The sequence below is a fragment of the Microbacterium sp. LjRoot205 genome (assembly GCF_056175745.1).
Genome location: NZ_JBGFFH010000005.1, coordinates 26,923 through 46,534 on the forward strand (window position 1 = coordinate 26,923; position 19,612 = coordinate 46,534).

12 protein-coding genes are annotated in these 19,612 nt (G+C 70.0%); 4 read left to right on the plus strand and 8 right to left on the minus strand.

The annotated features are described in order from the left end of the window. Window positions 1-74: 74 nt before the first annotated feature. Both AC04ME_RS11590 and AC04ME_RS11595 read left to right on the plus strand, forming a co-directional pair. Window positions 75-2,135, plus strand: a complete 2,061-nt coding sequence (locus tag AC04ME_RS11590) for a beta-galactosidase (RefSeq protein WP_475435081.1) — start codon at window positions 75-77, stop codon at window positions 2,133-2,135. After that, a complete protein-coding gene (locus AC04ME_RS11595; protein ID WP_455903688.1) occupies window positions 2,135-3,100 on the plus strand; it encodes an aldo/keto reductase in 966 nt (321 codons plus the stop codon). Before AC04ME_RS11590 ends, AC04ME_RS11595 begins: the two co-directional genes overlap by 1 nt. A gap of 58 nt (window positions 3,101-3,158) precedes the next feature. On the opposite strand, the gene pulA is transcribed toward AC04ME_RS11595, so the two are convergent. Next, window positions 3,159-9,191: a pullulanase-type alpha-1,6-glucosidase gene (pulA, locus tag AC04ME_RS11600; RefSeq protein WP_475435083.1), complete on the minus strand. Its 6,033-nt coding sequence runs from the start codon at window positions 9,189-9,191 to the stop codon at window positions 3,159-3,161. 498 nt (window positions 9,192-9,689) lie between these two features. Next, window positions 9,690-10,874 (minus strand): thiolase family protein, encoded by a 1,185-nt coding sequence (locus tag AC04ME_RS11605; RefSeq protein ID WP_455903690.1) that lies wholly within the window; start codon window positions 10,872-10,874, stop codon window positions 9,690-9,692. Between the two features lie 200 nt (window positions 10,875-11,074). On the opposite strand from AC04ME_RS11605, the gene AC04ME_RS11610 reads away from it, so the two are divergent. Beyond that, window positions 11,075-11,662, plus strand: coding sequence for an antibiotic biosynthesis monooxygenase (locus AC04ME_RS11610; RefSeq protein WP_042541421.1), 588 nt, complete (start codon window positions 11,075-11,077; stop codon window positions 11,660-11,662). 129 nt (window positions 11,663-11,791) lie between these two features. Here the strand turns inward: AC04ME_RS11610 and AC04ME_RS11615 are convergent, their stop codons facing one another. Next, complete coding sequence (locus AC04ME_RS11615; protein ID WP_475435085.1) at window positions 11,792-12,691, minus strand: LysR family transcriptional regulator; 900 nt, start codon at window positions 12,689-12,691, stop codon at window positions 11,792-11,794. Between the two features lie 94 nt (window positions 12,692-12,785). Between AC04ME_RS11615 and AC04ME_RS11620 the strand changes: the two genes are divergently transcribed. Next, window positions 12,786-13,451, plus strand: coding sequence for a type 1 glutamine amidotransferase domain-containing protein (locus AC04ME_RS11620; protein WP_475435087.1), 666 nt, complete (start codon window positions 12,786-12,788; stop codon window positions 13,449-13,451). Window positions 13,452-13,562: 111 nt separating this feature from the next. Here the strand turns inward: AC04ME_RS11620 and AC04ME_RS11625 are convergent, their stop codons facing one another. The 5 genes from AC04ME_RS11625 to AC04ME_RS11645 all read right to left on the minus strand — a co-directional run bounded on the left by AC04ME_RS11625 (window position 13,563) and on the right by AC04ME_RS11645 (window position 19,592). Next, window positions 13,563-14,522, minus strand: a complete 960-nt coding sequence (locus AC04ME_RS11625; protein ID WP_079113617.1) for an aldose 1-epimerase family protein — start codon at window positions 14,520-14,522, stop codon at window positions 13,563-13,565. Beyond that, entirely contained in the window at window positions 14,522-16,045 is a 1,524-nt protein-coding gene (gene araA / locus AC04ME_RS11630) for an L-arabinose isomerase (RefSeq protein ID WP_042541418.1), read from the minus strand. Before araA ends, AC04ME_RS11625 begins: the two co-directional genes overlap by 1 nt. An 89-nt stretch (window positions 16,046-16,134) precedes the next feature. Then, window positions 16,135-17,757, minus strand: a complete 1,623-nt coding sequence (locus tag AC04ME_RS11635; RefSeq protein WP_475435089.1) for a xylulokinase — start codon at window positions 17,755-17,757, stop codon at window positions 16,135-16,137. Continuing rightward, window positions 17,754-18,473: an L-ribulose-5-phosphate 4-epimerase gene (locus AC04ME_RS11640; protein ID WP_475435091.1), complete on the minus strand. Its 720-nt coding sequence runs from the start codon at window positions 18,471-18,473 to the stop codon at window positions 17,754-17,756. Before AC04ME_RS11640 ends, AC04ME_RS11635 begins: the two co-directional genes overlap by 4 nt. Window positions 18,474-18,578: 105 nt before the next feature. After that, window positions 18,579-19,592, minus strand: a complete 1,014-nt coding sequence (locus tag AC04ME_RS11645) for a LacI family DNA-binding transcriptional regulator (protein WP_042541415.1) — start codon at window positions 19,590-19,592, stop codon at window positions 18,579-18,581. Between the last annotated feature and the right edge of the window lie 20 nt (window positions 19,593-19,612).

The following is a 19,612-nucleotide window of genomic DNA, read 5'->3' on the forward strand; positions in this document are numbered from 1 at the left end:
TCGTGCTCTTTCCAGGAAAGCGCTTCCCGAGTAGGGTCGTCAGGACCGGTCATCGACCTCGACCCTGGAGACCCATGCACTACGGCGCCGACTACAACCCCGAGCAGTGGCCACGAGAGGTGTGGCCCGAAGACGTGCGGCTCATGCGCGAAGCGGGCGTGACGATGGTGAGCCTCGGCATCTTCTCGTGGTCGCGCATCCAGCCCGCCGAGGGTGAGTTCGACTGGGAGTGGCTCGACGAGATCATCGGGCTGCTGCACGAGGGCGGCATCCAGGTCGACCTGGCCACCACCACCGCATCCCCTCCCCCGTGGGCCACGACCGCCTACCCCGAGATGCTGCCCCAGGATGCCGACGGCTCGACCTTCTGGCCGGGCAGCCGACAGGCCTTCGCCCCCTCGTCACCGGTGTACCGCCGCCTCGCCGCCGAGCTGGTCACGGCGCTCGCCGAGCGCTATGCGCATCATCCGGCCGTCGTGCTGTGGCACGTCAACAACGAGTACGGCTGCCATCTGCACTATGACTACTCCGACTCGGCGCGCGACGCCTTCCGGCTGTGGCTGCAGCGCAGGTACTCGACGATCGACGCCCTCAACCACGCGTGGGGCACCGACTTCTGGTCGCAGCGCTACACGGCGTTCGAGCAGATCCTGCCGCCGCGCAAGGCGCCGTACAGCATCAATCCGACGAGCGTGCTCGACTTCAAGCGCTTCACCTCCGACACCCTGCTCGAGCTGTACGTCATGGAGCGCGACATCATCCGCGCCTCGGGGGCCACCCAGCCGATCACCACGAACTTCATGGGCGCGTTCCCGCCGGCCGACTACTGGAAGTGGGCCGTCGAGGTCGACGTGATCAGCGACGACAACTACCCCGACCCCAACGACCCCGAGTCGTTCCGCGGGGCGGCGTTCGCGCGCGAGCTGATGCGCGGCCTGAAGCCCGGCGTGCCGTGGATACTCACCGAGCAGTCGACGAACGCCCTGAACTGGCGACCGACGAACGCCCCGAAGGCACCCGGCCAGATGGCGGCGATCAGCGCCCAGGCGGTCGGGCGCGGCGCCGACGGCATCATGTTCTTCCAGTGGCGGCAGTCGCGCCGGGGCAGCGAGAAGTTCCACTCGGCGATGGTGCCGCAGGCGGGGCTCGACACCCGCACCTGGCGAGAGGTCACAGAGCTCGGTGGTCAGCTCGCCCAGCTGCCCGACCTTCCGGACGTCTCGTCGGGGGCGAGGATCGCGCTCGTCTTCGACTGGGAGAACTGGTGGGCCATCGACGGCCGCGACCACCCGATCGCGCTCGACTACCTCACGCTCGCGCACCGCTGGCATGCGGCACTGCACAGACAGAACCTCGCTGTCGACATCGTGAACACCACGAGCGACCTCAGCGCGTACTCGCTCGTCGTCGCACCGCAGCAGTACCTGCTCGGCGACGAGGGCGCGGCCAATCTGTCCGCCTATGTCGAGCAGGGCGGGAACCTCTTCATCTCGGCGTTCAGCGACGTGGTCGACCAGGACGACGCCTTCCGCGAGGGCGGGTTCATCGTCTCGCTGCGGGATGTTCTCGGAGTCGCGCTCGAGGACTTCGGGGCGCTCGTGCCGCCCGAGTCCGTGCGCTCGGCGGATTCGGCCGGAGAGGTCGCGAGCCACGCCGTGCCCGACGGGCCCGGCCAGTCGGAGGCACCGCTCGACGGACCAGCGGGCCGGATCGTCGGGCAGTACTTCGCGGAAGAGCTGATCGTGCAGGATGCCGAGGTGCTCGGCCGCTTCACCGAGGGTCGCACCGCGGGGCGCGCGGCCTTCACTCGCAAGCGGGCAGGTGCCGGGAACGGCTTCTACCTCGCGACGATCCCCGACGACGCGGGCATGACCGCGGTGTTGGGCTGGCTCGCCTCCGAGGCCGGGGTGGCCGCCGAGATCCCCGGGCTCCCCGAGCACGTCGAGATCGCGCGCCGCGGCAGTATCCTCACCGTCATCAACCACAGCGCCGAGCCGATCGACGTCGACGTGATCGGCACCGATGTGCTCACGGGCTCGACCGATGCACGCCGCGAGCTCGGCGCGTTCGGATGGGCGTTCATCGACACGAGCGACTCGCCACCACCGCACCACTCGCAGAAGGAGAACAGCTGATGCAGTACACCCGTCTCGGACGAGCCGGCGCTCGAGTGAGCCGCCTGGCCCTCGGCACCATGAACTTCGGTCCCGTGATCGACGAAGAGGCCTCGCGCGCCATCCTGGATCGCGCGGTCGAGGCCGGCATCGACTTCATCGACACCGCCGACGTCTACGGCGGAGGCCGGTGGGGCGACCACCCCGGGCAGTCGGAGGAGATCCTCGGACGCTGGATGAAGGACCGCGGCACCCGCGACGACCTGATCGTCGCCACCAAGGTGTTCGGCGTGATGGGCCCGCGATCGAACGATCGGGGTCTGTCGGCTGTGCACATCCGCGCCTCGGTAGACGCATCGCTGCGGCGACTCGGCACCGACCGCATCGACCTGTACCAGATGCACCACATCGACCGCGAGGTGCCGCTCGACGAGACGCTCAGCGCCTTCGCGACGCTGCGCGAGCAGGGCAAGATCACCTATCTCGGCAGCTCGAACTTCGCCGGCTGGCACCTCGCGCGCGTGCACGAGATCGCGGCGGCATCCGGCTATCCGGCCCCGGTCACCGAGCAGTCGCTGTACAACCTCACCGAGCGCACCGTCGAGCTCGAGGTGGTGCCCGCCGCGGAGCAGTACGGCATGGGGCTGCTGCCCTGGTCGCCGCTGGCCAGCGGACAGCTCGGCGGGGTGCTCCAGAAGACCGATCGCTCCCGGTCGAGTCTCGACGCGCTCGGCGACCGTCGTCCTGCGATCGAGCGCTACGAGGCGTTCTGTGCCGAGCTCGGCATCCGCCCCGGTGTCGTCGCGATCGCCTGGCTGCTGCACCAGCCGGCGGTGACGGCTCCCGTGATCGGCCCGCGGACGATCGACCAGCTCGACTCGGCCGTCGAGGCGCTCGACGTGACGCTGGATGCCGAGACGCTCGCCGAGCTCGACCGCATCTGGCCGGGTCCCGGCGGTACCGCTCCCGAGGCCTACGCCTGGTAGCGAGCCGCACCGAAGACCGGATGCCGGGGACATGAGCCCGGCATCCGGTCTCCTCGTTCTAGTAGACGATCACGGGCAGACTGCGCGAACCGCGCGAGTCCTGCCACGGTTCCGTGCCGTCGAATCGCACCGTGAGCAGGTGGATCCCTCGACCGAGCTTCGGCACCGAGACCGTGGCCCTGCCCTTGTCGGCCGGCGTCAGCTCGATCGTGGCGACGACCTTGCCGCGGTCGTGCACCGTCACAGTTCCCACCGGGGCGCTGCCGTCGTCTGCGGTGACGGTCACCTTCACGGTCGCGCTCCTGCCCGCCTTCACGAGAGTGTCCGACGTGGCACGCACGCGGGTGTCGATCGGCTGCACCTGGTCGTCGACGAGCACGGCGACCGAGCGGGCGGGGATCGTCACGGTGCCGGTCGCGGCGTCCCAGGTGGTGGTCTTGACCACGGCATCCGCTCCGTTCGCCTGAGCCGGCGTCAGTGCGAACGAGCGCCCGGCCAAGCCGGTCACCGTCTGCGTGACCGGCGAGGGCGAGGAGTTGAACGCGACGAGTGCTCCGTCGAGCTCTGCGTCGGCATCGGGACCCGCCAGATCGTCGATCTGCATGAGGATCACGCCGGGCGCTGCGCCCGCTCCGCCGTTCGGGAACGTGACCTTCTGCTGGATCAGCTCGGCCGAGCCGAGACGCAGCAGGTCGACCTCGTCGCGGATGCGCAGCAGATCGAGAGCGGATGCCTCGGCTGCCGCCATGTCGGCGGGGGCGGGCGTGAGCGCGGGGTCGGCGAGCAGCGGCGCCATGATCGGCCACTTCTCCTCATTGTCGGCGGCTGTCGGGAGCCCGGAGCCGAAGGTCGACTCCTGACCCGTCCAATCGATGCGGTTGAACCAGTCGCCCGAGTTATAGCTGTTGCGGTCGAGGGACTTCGACCGCAGCAGCTCGGTGCCGGCGTGCCAGAACGACGGAGACTGCGAGAGCGTCACGGTCGCGAGCTCCAGCGTGTTCATGCGCACGCGGTCGGCCATCGGGGTGTCCACCGGCAGCTTGAGCACCGAGAGGTCGTAGAGCGTCTCGTTGTCGTGCGCGTCGACGTAGTTGATCGTCTCGTCCGGCTGGTCGGCATAGCCCGCCGCCGAGCCGCGGTAGTCGATGGCCTCTCCGGACGTCACTGCGCCGTCGCTCGTCGTGAACGTGAAGTCGCGCAGATTGCCTGCGAGCCCGAGCTTGACCAGATCGGTCTCGTGCCCGAGGTCGGCGAGCGCCTGCTCGACGGTGCCGTTGATCGGATCGCCGTTCGGATCGGTTCCGAGACCCGTGCCGAACCCCTGGCGGAACGTCGACGAGGCATCGACCGGGCTGCCGCCGTGCACGGCATCGCGCAGCCGGTCGTTGAACGTCCCGATGCCCGTGCCTCCGAGCTGGCCCTGTGTGGCCTGCTCGAACAGAGCGTTGTCCGCGACCTCGCCGAAGTTCCAGCCCTCCCCGTACAGGTGGATCGCGGATCCGTCGACGCCGTCCTTCTTGAGCGTCAGCGCGTCGAGCGCGTCACGGATGGCCTGCATGTTCGTCGTCGAGTGGTGCCCCATGAGGTCGAACCGGAAGCCGTCGACCTTGTAGTCGCGCGCCCAGGTCACGATCGAGTCGACCATGAGCTTCTCTGCGGCGAGGTGCTCGGTCGCGACGTTCTGGCAGCACGTCGAGGTCTCGACGCCGCCCGCCGCATTGAGCCGGTGGTAGTAGCCGGGAACCACCTGGTCGAGCACCGACTTCTCGGCCTGACCGGATGCCGCGGTGTGGTTGAACACCTGGTCGAGGACGACCTGCAGGTCCATGTCGTGCAGCGCGCCGACCATCGACCGGAACTCGCTGACCCTCGCCCCGCCGTCGGCATCGACCGCGTACGAGCCCTCGGGCGTCGAGTAGTGGTACGGGTCGTAGCCCCAGTTGAATCCGTCGGCATCGGCGACCGCCTGGATGCACGCCTGCTGCGCCGAATCGGCGGGGCCGAAGGAGGCGAGGTCGCAGTCAGGCATCGCCTGCACCGCTCTGTCCTCCTCGATCGACGCGATGTCGAACGACGGCAGCAGGTGCACGGTGTTGATGCCGGCATCCGCGAGCTGCGTGAGCTGATCGGTGCCTGCGCTGTCACGGGTGAAGGCGAGGTAGGTGCCTCGCTCCGCAGCCGGAACCGTCTCGTCGCTGATCGAGAAGTCCCTGATGTGCAGCTCGTAGATCGCGCGGTCGACCGCCCGCTCCACGATCGGCGACGGCGTCTTCTGCCACTGCTTCGGCTGCCAGGCCTTGTCGTCGAGATCGATGGCGACCGAACGCTGCGAGTTCCGCGTGAGGGCGATCGAGTACGGATCGGTGACCTGGTTCGTCTCGATGGCCCCGGTGGTCGGAGCGTAGACGACGACCTCCCAGAGGTATTCGTCGCCCTTGAGATCCTTCTTGCCCTTCACCGACCACACACCCGACGCGGCATCCCATGTGGCCTCGTGGCGCACGGGGTCGCCCTCGGCACCCTCGTTCCAGGTGAGCAGCGTCGCGCTCTGCGCGGTCGGCGCCCACAGCCGGAACGTCGGGTTCTTGCCCGAGAACGTCACACCGAGATCGACGTCGTCGAGTGCAGCCGCGTAGACGTCGTCGAGCACACCCGCGATCTGCACGCCGGTGAACGCGGTGAGCGCTCCTGCCTCGTCACGCTGGGCGACCGCGAGCTGCGTGCGCAGCAGCGCCGCGGCATCCGCATCCGTCACCCGCAGGGCGAGGTAGCCGGCGAGCGCCGGGAATCGGGTGAGCTGTTCATCGGTCAGACCCCCGTCGATCACGTCGAGCGCGATCGGCTCCGCTCCCGCGACCTCGCCGTCGACCACGGCGAGTGACGCGTCTGCCGAGGAATAGAGCTGGAAGGCCGTCCTCTCTACGGACCCGAGCGTGGCCGGCCATGCGATCGTCTCGGCATCGACCCAGTGCGCGCGCTGCTCGCCGACGCCGGGGAGCTGCGGGGTGTCGCTGCCGACCTCGAGCACGTGCGTCGCCAGCGTGTAGCGGAACGACGTCACCGTGCCCTCGGTGGCGCTGAACGAGATGTTCGCGCCGTCGGGCACTCCGTCGGCTCCGTAGTTCTCGGCCCAGCTCAGGCCGTGCGCGACCTTGAGCTCGTAGGCGCCGGTCGGCAGATCCGCGGTCGAGAACTCGTAGACGCCGTCGCGGTCGCCGTCGGCCATCAGGGTGCCGAGGCAGTCGGGCGACCAGTCGGCCGCACACCCGAGCTCGTCCTGCAGAGAGCCGGGCAGCGTCACGATGGGGCCGTCTGCCGTGGACTGCACGATGTTCGTGCGCGGGTCGAAGTAGAAGGTGATCGGCCCGCCCGCATGGGCGAGAGTGACGTTCGCGCCGTCCGGCACACCGTTCGCTCCGTAGTTGATCGCCCAGCTGCCGTTCACCGCGGCCTTGTACTCGTAGTCGCCCGCCGGCAGGTCGAAGGTCCCCTCCCACACGCCGTCGGCACGAAGGGTCAGCTTCGCCTTCTCACACGCCGGATCCCAGTCGCCCGCGCAGCCCATCTCGGAGTTGAGGCTGCCTGGCACCGTCACCATGTCGATCGGCGACTCGGGCTCCTCGCCCACTTCGAGCGTCACCGCGTTGCCGACCGAGGCATAGGTCGAGGCGGCGGCGTGATTGCCGGCGGCGTCGGTCGTCACCGCCCGATACTCGAGGAGCGTGCCGTTCGCGAGATCGCGGATGTCGTGGAAGACACGCGGATCGGTGTCCTCCGCCGTGCCCAGGGCCTGCCACTCGTCAGAGCCGACGACGCGCCAGGCGAAGCTGGTCTGCGCCCACTGGTCGGCGATGTCGGCCTGCACGGCGGACTGACCTGAGACGCCGGCGCCGGCGGCCGGCGCGGACACCGAGACGGATGCCGCCTCGGTCGGCGCCGTGACGGTGGAGTCGGCCTTCCAGACCACGGCCGACAGGGCCGGCACCGTGATCGAGGCGGCGGCGCCGGCATCCGTGGTGAGGGGTGCGGCGTCACCGTAGAGCACCTCGTAGGAGGCGTCGGCGGTCAGCGTCGCGAGGTCGACCGTCTGCGCGGTCGCGGCGTTGTTCACCGCGACCAGGTGCTCGACCTTGTCGTCGGCATCCACCCGCGAGAAGGCGTAGACGCCTGCGCCGGACGCCGCGTAGCGCTCGATCTGCGCGCCCTCGCCGAGAGCCGGGTTCGACTCGCGGAGCTCTGACAGCGCGGCGATGTGCTCGTAGAGCGCGGCATCCGTCGCGTAGCGGTCGACGGAGCCTGCCTGCTCGCCCGTGATGAGGTTCTGGTCCGCGTACTCGGCCACCTGGGTGGCGAACAGCGACTGCCTGGCGTTCTTGTCGCCGCCGGCGCCCGTGAAGCCCTGCTCGTCGCCGTAGTAGACGACGGGCTGGCCGCGGGTGAGGAACATGAGCTCGTGCGCCAGCTCGTCGCGCTGCAGCGGAGCATCCGTCGACTGCAGGAAGGATCCGACCCGCCCCATGTCGTGGTTGCCGAGGAACGTGGGCAGGGCGGTCGACGACGAATCGGGTGTCGTGTAGCGGTCGTCGCCCGCGAAGAGGGACTGCAGGCCCTTGGCCGAGTTGCCGGACGCATAGCTGACGGCGGAGGACTGGAAGGTGAAGTCGAGGATCGAGTTCATGTCGGTGTCGCGCACGTAGGGCGCGAGCTTCACCGGATCGGCGTCGTAGACCTCGCCGAACATGAAGAAGTCGTCGTTGCCCTGCTCATGCGCGTAGTCCAGGACGTCAGCTGTCCACTTCTCCCAGAACTCGAAGTTCACGTGCTTGACGGTGTCGATGCGGAAGCCGTCGATGCCCAGGTCGATCCACTTGTCGTACACCTCGACGAAGCCGTTGACGACGGTCGGGTGCTCGGTCATCAGGTCGTCGAGTCCGTCGAAATCGCCGTAGGTGACCGACTCGCCCGACCAGGTCGAGTTGCCGCGGTTGTGATAAAGCGTCGGGTCGTTCAGCCAGGCCGGCACCTTGACGTCGGTCTCGCTGTCGGCCACCACCGGCGTGTACGGGAAGCTGGTCGCCGGATCGAGCTCGGGGAAGCCGCCGGTGCCCGCGTGGTCGGCCGGGTCGAACGCCGTGCCCGCGGCATCCGTGTAGGGACTCGTCGCCTGGTCGATGTAGGAGTACTGGCCCTCGGCGTAGTCGATCACGTCGGCGGTGTGGTTGGTGATGATGTCGAAGTACACCTTGATGCCGCGGGCGTGCGCGTCGGCGATCAACGCCTGCAGCTCTTCATTGGTGCCGAGGTGGGGGTCGATGCGCGTGAAGTCGGTGATCCAATAGCCGTGGTACCCGGCCGAGGCGTTCGCGCCCTCGCCCTGCACCGGCTTGTTGGCGAAGCTGGGGGTGAGCCAGATCGCCGAGGTGCCGAGGCCTTCGATGTAGTCGAGGTTGTCGCGGATGCCGGCGATGTCGCCGCCCTGGTAGAAGCCCTTGTCGGTGGGGTCGAACCCCGTGGTGAGCCGATCGCCCTCGAGGCCGCCGGCGTCGTTGGAGGTGTCGCCGTTCGCGAAGCGATCCGTCATCACGAAGTAGAACTGCTCGCCGGCTCCTGCCTGACGTGCCGGGCTCTCGACCAGCGCGTCGTCGTCTGCCGTGTAGCCGCCGCGCACCTCGGTCGCCTCGAGACCCACCCGCTTGAGGGTGTCGTCGAACGTGAAGCGCAGGGTCGTCGGGCCCGCGACCGTGAGGGGGATGTCGTCGGCGCCGCCGTCGAGGCCGTACGCCTCGTCCCAGCCGTCGTTCAGCGCGACCTTGTACTGCCAGGTGCCCGCCGGCACCTCGAACTCGGCGGAGTAGACGCCCTCGGCGCCCGTGGGCTCGAGCTCGGTCTCGGCGCAGTCGGGCGCCCAGTCGGCAGCGCAGCCGAGTTCGGACTGCAGCGATCCCACGAGGGCCACGGTTCGATCGGCGGCGGAAGCGGGCGGTGCGCCCAGGGTGCCGGCGGCGCCGAACCCCGAGACGACGAGCGCGGCGGCGGCGAGAATGGCGAGCGGACGTGAGGCGGTCGTCTTCGACCGAGCCGGCTTGAACAAGTGATGCTCCCTGGGTGGCGGGCGGACACGACGACGTGTCCGAAGGCTTGCGAGTGAAGCTAGCAGGGCGTCACTCGCGACTGCAAGCGCTTGCAGGGTTGCTGTGGCGAAAAGTCAGGGGTGCGCGGGGCGGTGCTGGTCGAAAGTCGCAAACGCTTCCAGAGTGGCGAATCTCGGACGACGAGGATTTCTCGTCGCGTTCACCGTCCGGACACCTTCGCCGACTACAACTGCACATGCGCGGACACAGACTCAGACCGGATCGGGTAGTCACGTCATCCGCGCCTACGGTGAGCGTCTGCTCCCGAAGAGACCCCCGTCGAATCGGGTCGGCGGGGGTCTTCTCTGTCTTGTCCGTCTGCGTGCGGGCGCTCCGCACGTCCGTGTGCCCTCCGCGCGTCCGAATTCTCCGGATCTGGACTCGGCTGGCGCGCATCGACTCGGCACGGGTATGCCGGATGCCGGTGCGGATGCCGGGGCGAATCCCGGATGCCGGGGCTAGAAGCGCTCGATGATCGTGGCGTTCGCCATGCCGCCGCCTTCGCACATGGTCTGCAGGCCGAATCGTCCGCCGACCGCGTCGAGCTGGTCGATGAGGGTTCCGAGCAGGCGGGTGCCCGACGAGCCGAGAGCGTGCCCGAGGGCGATCGCTCCTCCGCGTGGGTTGAGTCTCGCGGCGTCCGCCCCGAGCTCGGCGGCCCAGGCGAGCGGCACCGACGCGAACGCCTCGTTGACCTCGTAGGCGTCGAGGTCGTCGATCGTGAGTCCGGTGCGCTCGAGGATGCGCCGCGTGGCGGGGATCGGCCCGGTGAGCATCATCAGCGGGTCGTCTCCGACCACCGTGAACGCGTGGAACCTCGCACGCGGCGTCAGCCCCAGCGCGTCGGCGCGCTCTGCGCTCATCAACAGTGCGGCGGATGCCCCGTCGGTGAGCGGTGACGAGTTGCCGGGCGTGATCCTCCAACCGACCTCGGGGAACCGCGCGGCGAGCGCGTCGGTGCGGAACGCCGGGTTCAGCCCCGCGAGCCCTTCGGCCGTCGTGCCGGCGCGCACGGTCTCGTCGACCACGGCATCCGGCGCCTCGGCGACCGGGATGATCGTGCGGTCGAAGAAGCCGCTCCCCCAGGCATCCGCCGCGCGGCGATGCGACTCTGCCGCATAGTCATCGAGTGCAGCACGATCGAGGTCCCAGCGCTGGGCGATGAGCTCGGCCGAGACGCCCTGGTTCACGAGGCCTTCGGGGTAGCGCTCACGCAGGCGGGGCGACATCGGGCTTCCGCCGGCTGCGGACGAGCCGAGCGGCACGCGGCTCATCGACTCGACACCTCCGACGATGACCGCGTCGTAAGCCCCGGCCATGATCCCCTGCGCGGCGAAGTGCACCGCCTGCTGACTCGACCCGCACTGACGGTCGATCGTCGTGGCGGGGATCGTCTCGTCGAAGCCCGCAGCGAGCACGGCCTGACGGGCGATGTTCGACGACTGATCGCCCACCTGGCTCACGCAGCCGAGCAGCACGTCGTCGATCTGCCGCGACTCCAGACCGTTGCGTTCGAGGATCGCGCCCAACGCGCCCGCCGCCAGATCGACGGGATGCACACCCGACAGGGCGCCGCCCGGCTTGCCCCGCCCGACGGGGGTGCGGACGACATCGACCAGGACGGCTTCGCTGCGCGTGCTCATGCCCCCTATTCTCACCCTGTCGCGGGGCGGAGTCGCCGGACGGCGGCATCGGATGGGTGGGATGCCGTCTTCGCGCGCCGCGAAAACGGACGGCGGCCCCCGGCATCCGAAATACAATCGTTGATGCGCCCGCACCCTGGCGCATCCCCCACCGTCGAGGCGCCCGTGATCCGGGCGACCGCACTCTCCGAGGACCCACCATGTCCAGCGAACCCATCACCGTCTCCATCCGCCGCGAGCTCGACCCGGAGCATGTGGCCGAGGCCACTGCCTGGGTGCAGACCGGCGTGAACCTCGCGCACCGGTACCCCGGCTTCCTCGGATCCGGATGGGTGCGCGACGGTGAGGACTCGCACGTCTGGCACATGCTCTACCGCTTCTCCGACGAGAAGTCGCTCGTCGCCTGGGAGCAGTCCGGCGAGCGCGAGTGGTGGAAGTCGACCGGCGAGCAGTTCGTGCGCAGCGAGCGCGTGCGCCGCCGCAGCGGCATCGAGGGATGGTTCGACGAGCCGACCACCGACACCATCACACTCCCTCGGGCCGACGGCTCGACGACCACGGTCGCGATGGTCAGTACGCCCCCGCGCTGGAAGCAGGCCGTGTCGATCTGGCTCGGGTTCTTCCCGCTCAACCTCGCCTTCACCTATGCGATGAGCCCGATCCCCGGCTGGAACGAGCTGCCGATCTGGTTGCGGGTGCTCGCGACGACGGTCGTGCTGACCCCGATCATGACCTACTGGGTGCTGCCCTGGGTCACGCGCACGCTGCGCCACTGGCTCAACCGCTGAGGCGGCCGGCTCGGCGGCGGTCCCGGCGGGCTGCGGGGTCGAAAAAGCACCGGAAACCGCCGTTTCGGATGCGCTTTCGACCACGCACGCCATCGCGCGAGCTGAGGGCGGCAGGCTGAGGGCGGCAGGTCAGAGGTCGGCGACGGCGGCGCGCAGCGCCTGCTCGACCACCGCGACCCCCTCGGCCAGCGGCCCCGGTCGTCGCACGAGGTGCAGGGTGTTGATCGGCGGGTCGTCGGTCGGACGCAGGTCGACGAGCCTCCCGTCGGCGAGCTCGTCGGCGATCAGGTAGGTCGGCAGCACGGTGACGCCCGCTCCGGCGACGGCAGCGGCGGCGAGCGCACGCAGATCCGGGAAGACGAGAGCGGGTTCGCGGTCGAGACGGATGCCGAAGACATGCCGCCAGTACCGGCGGAGGATCGGCACGTCGCGGTCGTAGGCCAGCAGGGGCACGTCGGTGACAGCGTCCCGCGTGAGGACGGGGGAATGCGCGATGCCGAGCGCCGGTGCCGCGACGAGTGCGAACTCCTCGTCGAAGAACGGCACGGACGGCAGCCCCCGCCCGCGCGGACGCACCGCCGAGATCACGAGGTCGAGGCTGCCGACCCTGAGCTGCTCGAGCAGATCGTCGGCCAGGCCGGTGGTCACCGCGAGCCGCATCCCGTCTGCGAGAGCGGGGGCGAGAGCGGGTGCGGCGACGCTGGCCAGGAACTCGGCGGCGCCACCCAGTCGCACGATCGGCGGTTCGGCGGCGGGGCGGGTGCCGAGAGCATCCGCCAGCGCGTCGAGTGGACCGGAGAGCCGGGCTGCGAGCTCGTCGGCGCGCGGCGTCGGGCGGATGCCGCGGGCATGACGCACGAACAGCGGCTCGCCGACGCTCTCCTCCAGTGCCTGAAGCTGCGTCGTCACGGACGACTGCGCGAGGCCGAGTGTGCGCGCCGCCGCTGACACCGACCCCGACCGGTGCGCGGCGAGGAAGGTGCGCCACAGCCCGAGGTCCTGCAGCCCATCGGAATTCCGATTGCTCATATCGGCAATCTATCGGAATCGGTTCTCGATCCTCGCGGTTGTCCCGGATATCGCATCCGCACGGCATCCGTCGTCCGACCCCTTGGGAGCATTCATGTCATCCGTCCTCTTCGTCGTCACCGGCGCCCGCACCTGGACCCTGTCCGACGGCACCGAGCACCCCACCGGCTACTGGGCCGAAGAACTGCTCGCCCCGTACCGACTGCTCACCGCAGCAGGTCATGACGTCGTCTTCGCGACTCCCGGCGGTGTCGAGCCGGTGGCCGACTCGTCGAGCCTCGGCGAAGGCGATGCCGCCGCCCTCGCACAGATCCCGGGGCTCACCACTCCCCTGGTGCTCGCCGACGTCGACGCCGCCGACTACGCGGCCGTCTACTACCCGGGCGGCCACGGCCCGATGCAGGACCTCGCAGTGGATGCCGACTCGGCGGCGCTCATCTCGGCGACCGTCGCCGGCGGCCGCCCGCTGGCTGCCGTATGCCACGGTCTCGCTGCTCTGCTTCCCGCGCGCGATTCCGCTGGCGAGCCCCTGGTCGCGGGGCGCCGAATCACCGGCTTCTCCGATGAGGAGGAGCGCATCGGCGGACTCGCCGATCGCGCGCCGTTCCTTCTCGAGACCGCGCTGCGCGGTCTCGGCGCCGACGTCGAGGTCGCCGATCCCTGGAGCGATCACACGATCCTCGACGGCCAGCTCATCACCGGACAGAACCCGCAGTCATCGGCATCCGCCGCCCAGGCCCTGATCGCGGCTCTCGCCTGACGCGTCACCGTCCGCGCGCGCGTGGGTGGTCAGAAACGCACCTGAGACGGCTCGTCCGGATGCTCTTGTGACCACTCACGCCGCGGGAGCCCGCGGCGGCCGCCGAGCGACTCAGACGGCGGAGATCCGCCAGGATGCAGCGTGCGTCGCGCCCGGTTCGAGCACGACCAGGTCGGTTGCCGAGTTGAAGGCGTCGGGCGGGCAGGTCATCGGCTCGACCGCGAGGCCGATGCGGTGGATCGCATCGATCCCCGGGTTGTCGGCGGTGTGCACCTGCACCCACGGGCAGCGCTCGTCGAACGTCATCGCGACGCCGGTTCCGGCATCCGTCACGAGCCGCACCTCGGCGACTCCGCCGTCACGGGCGAGACCGGTGAAGGCGTGGTCGATGAAGACGTCGCCGATGCGGCGCGCTGCGCGGAAGTCCCATTCCGGATGCTCCGCCACGGCCTCGAGAGCAACCGGGCTCAACCGGTCGGGCGTGACGGTGAGCACCTCGGATGCCGGCAGCGTGAGCGTCCAGTCGTCCACCCGACCGTCGGGGCCGGCGACGAGATAGGGATGCGGTCCGGTGCCCCAGGGTGCAGCATCCGCCCCGAGGTTGCGCGCGGTCACCGTCTGACGCAGCCCGTCGATGTCGATGCGGTATTCGGTCTCGACCTCAACGCGGAACGGGTATCCCGTCTGCGGCTCGATCACGGCCGCAAGCACGACGCGGTCGTCGAGCACGAGGCGATCCTCGAACTCCGCCCACGCGAGGAGGCCGTGCAGCGCCTGGCCGCGGGCGGGTTCGGTGAGCGCCAGCTGCTGCTCGGCGCCGCCGAACGTGTAGCGGCCGTCGACGATGCGGTTGGGCCATGGCGCGAGGGTGGTGCCGCGGTATCCGGGCCGCACCTCGTCGGCGTCGAACGGCACGACCAGATCGCGCCCCTCGAACGTGAGCACCCGCAGCGATGCGCCGACGCTCGCGATCACGGCCTCGTAGCCGTGACCTGCGATGCGCAGCTGCCGGCCCGAGCGCGGTCGCGCTGCGGTCGCCACATCGACGGCGGCGGAGGAGACGTCGGTCATCACAGCCCCTGAGCCAGTCGGTAGTAGGCCTGGTTCCAGCGCACCTGCTTCTGGAACTCGGGCAGGGTGGTCGCATCGTCGATCACGAGCAGCTCGACCTCGGCCATCTCGGCGAAGTCGCGGAAGGCCTCGAGCCCGACGGCCGTCGACATGACGGTGTGGTGCGCGGCACCGGCGGTCAGCCACGCGGCGGCGCTCGTGGTGAAGTCGGGCTGCGGCTTCCAGACAGCGCGGCCCACCGGGAGCTTCGGCAGCGACTGGCGCGGCGGCACGTTCTCGACGACGTTCGCGGTGAGGCGGAACCGGTCGCGCATGTCGCTCAGCGCCACGACGATCGCGGGGCCGGGGTCGGCGGTGAAGACCAGGCGCACCGGGTCGTCCTTGCCGCCGATGCCGAGCGGGTGGATCTCGAGCGTGGGCTTCGCGGTGGTGAGCGACGGCGAGACCTCGAGCATGTGCGCGCCGAGGATCAGCTCGTCGCCGGGGGTCATGTCGTAGGTGTAGTCCTCCATGAGGCTCGCCCCACCGGGCAGCCCCGCACCCATCACATTCGCGACGCGCACGAGGATCGCGGTCTTCCAGTCGCCCTCGGCACCGAAGCCGTATCCCTCGGCCATCAGGCGCTGCACCGCGAGACCGGGCAGCTGCGTCAGCGCGCCGAGGTCTTCGAACGAGGTGGTGAAGGCGCCGAAGCCCCCCTCTTCGAGGAACGTCCGCAGACCGATCTCGATCGCGGCTCCGTCACGCAGAGACTGGTGGCGGTCACCACCGCGGCGCAGCTCCGGCACGACCTCGTACAGCTCCTCGTACTCGGCCACGAGGGCGTCGATCTCGGAGTCGGATGCCGCGGCGACGGCATCCGCCAGATCGTTCACGCCCCAGGTGTTGACCTGCACGCCGAAGCGCAGCTCTGCCTCGGTCTTGTCGCCCTCGGTGACGGCGACGTAACGCATGTTGTCGCCGAAGCGGGCGAGCTTGAGCGAGCGGGAGGCCGCGAGTCCGGCGGCCGCACGCTGCCACGTCGCGATCTCCTGACGCACCCGCGGGTCGCTCGCGTGACCGACGACGGTCTTGCGCGGCACGCCGAGGCGCGTCTGGATGTAGCCGAACTCGCGGTCGCCGTGCGCGGCCTGGTTCAGGTTCATGAAGTCGAAGTCGATGTCGGCCCAGGGCAGTTCGACGTTGGCCTGCGTGTGCAGGTGCGCGAGCGGCTTCTGCAGCGCGTCGAGACCGGCGATCCACATCTTGGCCGGGCTGAACGTGTGCATCCACGCGATCAGGCCGATGACCCGGTCGTCGGCGTTCGCCTCGAGCGCGGTGCGCTTGATGGCGGCGGCATCCGTCAGCACCGGCTTCCAGACGATCTTCACGGGAACCTCGCCCGCCTCGTCGAGGATGCGGGCGATCTGCTGCGACTGGTCGGCGACCTGGGCGAGCGTCTCGGGGCCGTAGAGGTGCTGGCTGCCGGTGAGGAACCAGACCTCGTAGCCGTCGAGCGAGGTGGTGAGCGGGGTGCGGGTCATGAGAGGCCTTTCATATTCGGTCGTTGAGCGAGGAGCGAAGCACCGAGACGAAACGCGAAGAGGTGCGCGCTTCGCCTCGCTCCTCGCGCTCAGCGACCGGGACGGAGAGCGGTGGTTGCGGCGGCCTCGATGGCGAGGCCGGCACGGTAGCGATCGAGGTAGGCGGCGAAGCCGGCGACGTCGGCAGGGTCGGGGTCGGCGACCGAGAGGGATGCCGTCGCGAACACGTCGCGTTCGAGGTACTCGCCCAGCGAGGCGGACTCGGCGTGCGCGAGGTACGACGCGAGCACGGCGATGCCCCACGCGCCGCCCTCGGAGGCGAGCTCCCCGACAGCGACCGGAGCACCCAGCGCTCCGGCGAGGAAGCGCTGCGCGACCCCGGCCGTGCGGAACATGCCCCCGTGCGCGAACATGCGGTCGAGTTCGACGCCCTCGGCGGTGAGCACCTGCATCCCGAGCGCGAGCGTTCCGAAGACGCCGTAGAGCTGCGAGCGCATGAAGTTGCCGAGCGTGAAGGCGCTGTCGGGCGTGCGCACGAACAGCGGACGCCCCTCGGTGAGACCCGCGATCGGCTCGCCGGCGAGGTGGTTGTAGGCCAGCAGCCCACCGGCATCCGCCTCGCCGTCGAGAGCCTCGCGGAACAGTGCGTCGAAGACGGCGTCGTCGCTCAGCGGCTGACCCGCTGCCGCGGAGAAGCGGGTGAAGAGACCGACCCAGGCGGCGAGTTCGCTGGCACCGTTGTTGCAGTGCACCATGGCGACGGCGTCGCCCGCCGGCGTGGTCACGAGGTCGAGCTCGTGGTGCACCTCGGTGAGCGGTCGCTCGAGCACGACCATGGCGAAGATGCTCGTCCCCGCCGAGACGTTGCCCGTGCGAGGAGACACCGAGTTGGTCGCCACCATGCCGGTGCCGGCGTCGCCCTCGGGCGGGCAGAGCGGGATGCCGGGCTTCAGCGCACCGCTGGGGTCGAGCAGCGCTGCGCCCTCGGCGGTGAGGGAGCCTGCGGCCGCTCCGGCCGGGAGCACTGTCGGGAAGAGGTCTCGTGCGGTCGCCGGAAGGCGGTCGGCGGCGCGGGCGTCGTATGCCTGCAGCATCCGCTCGTCGTAGTCGCCGGTGCTCGAGTCGATCGGGAACATGCCGGAGGCGTCGCCGACGCCCAGCACCCGTTCGCCCGTGAGCCGTTGGTGCACGTACCCGGCGAGGGTCGTGACGAAGTCGAGCTGCGGCACATGCGCCTCGCCGTCGAGCACCGCCTGGTGCAGGTGCGCGATCGACCAGCGCAGCGGGATGTTGACGCCGAGCAGGTCGGTCAGCTCGGCCGCCGCGGCACCCGTGTTGGTGTTGCGCCAGGTGCGGAACGGCACGAGCAGCTCGCCCTGCGCGTCGAACGCGAGGTAGCCATGCATCATCGCCGAGATGCCGATCGCGCCGAAGGTCTCGGGACGCACGCCGTGGCGGCTCTCCGCGTCGGCGGCGAGAGCGGCGTAGGCCGCCTGGAGTCCGGCCCAGACCTCGTCGATCGCGTACGTCCAGAGGCCGTCTTCGAGCCGGTTCTCCCATGCGAACGAGCCGGTGGCGAGCACCTCCGTGGCATCCGACCCGATCAGGCACGCCTTGATGCGCGTGGAGCCGAGCTCGATGCCGAGGCTCGTGCGGGCGGCGAGGCTGTCGTCGCGGGCTGCGGTGCGGGTCGTGTCGGTCGTGTCGCTCATCGTCGGGCGTCCGAGTTCTGTCCGTAGACGTTCTGGTATCGGTGGAAGAGGCTGTCGATCGCCTCCTGCGGAATCGGGATGAGGGGGCCCGCTTCACGGGCGTAATGCACGGTGCGGGCGACGTCCTCGACCATGACGGCGGCCTTCACGGCATCCTTCGCGTCGACCCCGATCGTGAAGGGGCCGTGGTTCTGCATGAGCACCGCGCGGCTGCGGTGGCCGCTGAGGGTCTGCACGATTCCGCGGCCGATCGAGTCGTCGCCGATGATCGCGAACGGGCCCACCGGGATCGGACCGCCGAACTCGTCGGCCATCGCGGTGATCACGCACGGGATCTCCTCGCCGCGGGCCGCCCAGGCGACGGCGAACGTCGAGTGGGTGTGCACGACGCCCCCGACGGTGGGCATGTGGCGGTAGACGTAGGCGTGGGCCGCGGTGTCGCTCGAGGGCGCGCGCTCGCTGCCGGCGGTTCCGGCGATCACGGCACCGTCGAGGTCGCACAGGATCATGTTCTCGGGGGCGAGGTCGTCGTAGCTCACGCCCGACGGCTTGATGACGAACAGGTCGGCGCCGGGCACGCGGCCGGAGACGTTGCCGCCGGTCCAGACGACGAGGCCGTTGCGGACCAGTTCGGCGTGCAGGCGGGCGACATCTTCGCGGACGGCCTGGATCGATACGTCGATCTCGGCGGAGAAGACGGGGGCTTCGTTGCTCACGGGTACCTCAGGGTCGGCGGTGGTCACTGTGACCGGTCACAGAAGTGTGTCACGGGGGTCTGCCGACCGTCAAGACGCGGATGCTCGCCGCGGCAGTGCGGAGGCTCAGCGGGGCGGGGCGACCGAATCACGGGTCACGAGCACGGGAGCCACGGGCGGGAGATCGGATGCCGGCGCTCCGTCGCTGTCCGCCAGCACCGCCGCCACCGCACGGCGCGCCAGCTCGGAGAAGTCCTGTCGCACGGTCGTCAGCTTGGGCCAGTAGTAGGCGGCATCCGGGGTGTCGTCGAAGCCCACCACGCTGATGTCGCCCGGCACCGAGAGCCCGACCTCATGCAGCCCGCCGAGCAGCCCGAGCGCCATCTGGTCGTTGGCCGCGAACACAGCCGTCACGCCCGACTTCCGCACGGCGTCGACGGCCGCGTAGCCCGAGCCTGCTGTCCAATCACCCTCGAACACGGGGCCGGCGGCGAGCCCACGCGCGGCGAGCTCGTCTGCGAATCCCTGCGTGCGGGACTCTGCTTCGAGCCAGTCGGCGGGTCCGGCCAGGTGCGCGATGCGCGTGTGCCCCGCGTCGGCGAGCGCCGCGACGGCGAGCCTGGCTCCCGCGGCCTGGTCGACCGAGAGGCCGCGGGCTCCTCGGTCGGCCGCGTGCAGCGTGACGACCGGCACGCCGATGCGCAGCTCGTCGAGCGCATCGAGGGTGTGGGCGTGCGGGGCGACGACGACGATGCCTTCGACGCCCTGCATCACGAGGTGGTCGACCGCGGCGATGACCGCGTCGGCGTCTCCGGCATCCGCGAAGGCCGCACTCAGCCAGTAGCCGACCTCGCGGGCTGCGGCCTCGAGCGCGGCGATGCTGCGCGAGGGCCCATAGTGCAGGGCGTCGGTGGCCAGCACACCGAGCGTGCGGGAGCGCCGCGTGCCCAGTGCCCTGGCGGCGTTGTTCATGCGGTAGCCGAGCTCGGTCATCGCGGCGAGCACCCGTTCGCGGGTCTCGGCGGCGACCTCGGGGTGGTCGTTCAGCACCCGTGACACCGTCTGCCGAGAGACCCCGGCGAGCACGGCGACGTCACGCACGCCGACAGTGCGACGGGGCTCGCTGCTCGTGTCACTCACGCCGACGAGTGTATGCCGAG

What these genes read in the sequence shown, in the direction of transcription:
- AC04ME_RS11590 (WP_475435081.1), top strand. Translation starts at nt 75, where the DNA reads ATGCACTACGGCGCCGACTACAACCCCGAGCAGTGGCCACGAGAGGTG.
- AC04ME_RS11595 (WP_455903688.1), top strand. Translation starts at nt 2,135, where the DNA reads ATGCAGTACACCCGTCTCGGACGAGCCGGCGCTCGAGTGAGCCGCCTG.
- AC04ME_RS11605 (WP_455903690.1), bottom strand. Translation starts at nt 10,874, where the DNA reads ATGAGCACGCGCAGCGAAGCCGTCCTGGTCGATGTCGTCCGCACCCCC.
- AC04ME_RS11610 (WP_042541421.1), top strand. Translation starts at nt 11,075, where the DNA reads ATGTCCAGCGAACCCATCACCGTCTCCATCCGCCGCGAGCTCGACCCG.
- AC04ME_RS11615 (WP_475435085.1), bottom strand. Translation starts at nt 12,691, where the DNA reads ATGAGCAATCGGAATTCCGATGGGCTGCAGGACCTCGGGCTGTGGCGC.
- AC04ME_RS11620 (WP_475435087.1), top strand. Translation starts at nt 12,786, where the DNA reads ATGTCATCCGTCCTCTTCGTCGTCACCGGCGCCCGCACCTGGACCCTG.
- AC04ME_RS11625 (WP_079113617.1), bottom strand. Translation starts at nt 14,522, where the DNA reads ATGACCGACGTCTCCTCCGCCGCCGTCGATGTGGCGACCGCAGCGCGA.
- araA (WP_042541418.1), bottom strand. Translation starts at nt 16,045, where the DNA reads ATGACCCGCACCCCGCTCACCACCTCGCTCGACGGCTACGAGGTCTGG.
- AC04ME_RS11635 (WP_475435089.1), bottom strand. Translation starts at nt 17,757, where the DNA reads ATGAGCGACACGACCGACACGACCCGCACCGCAGCCCGCGACGACAGC.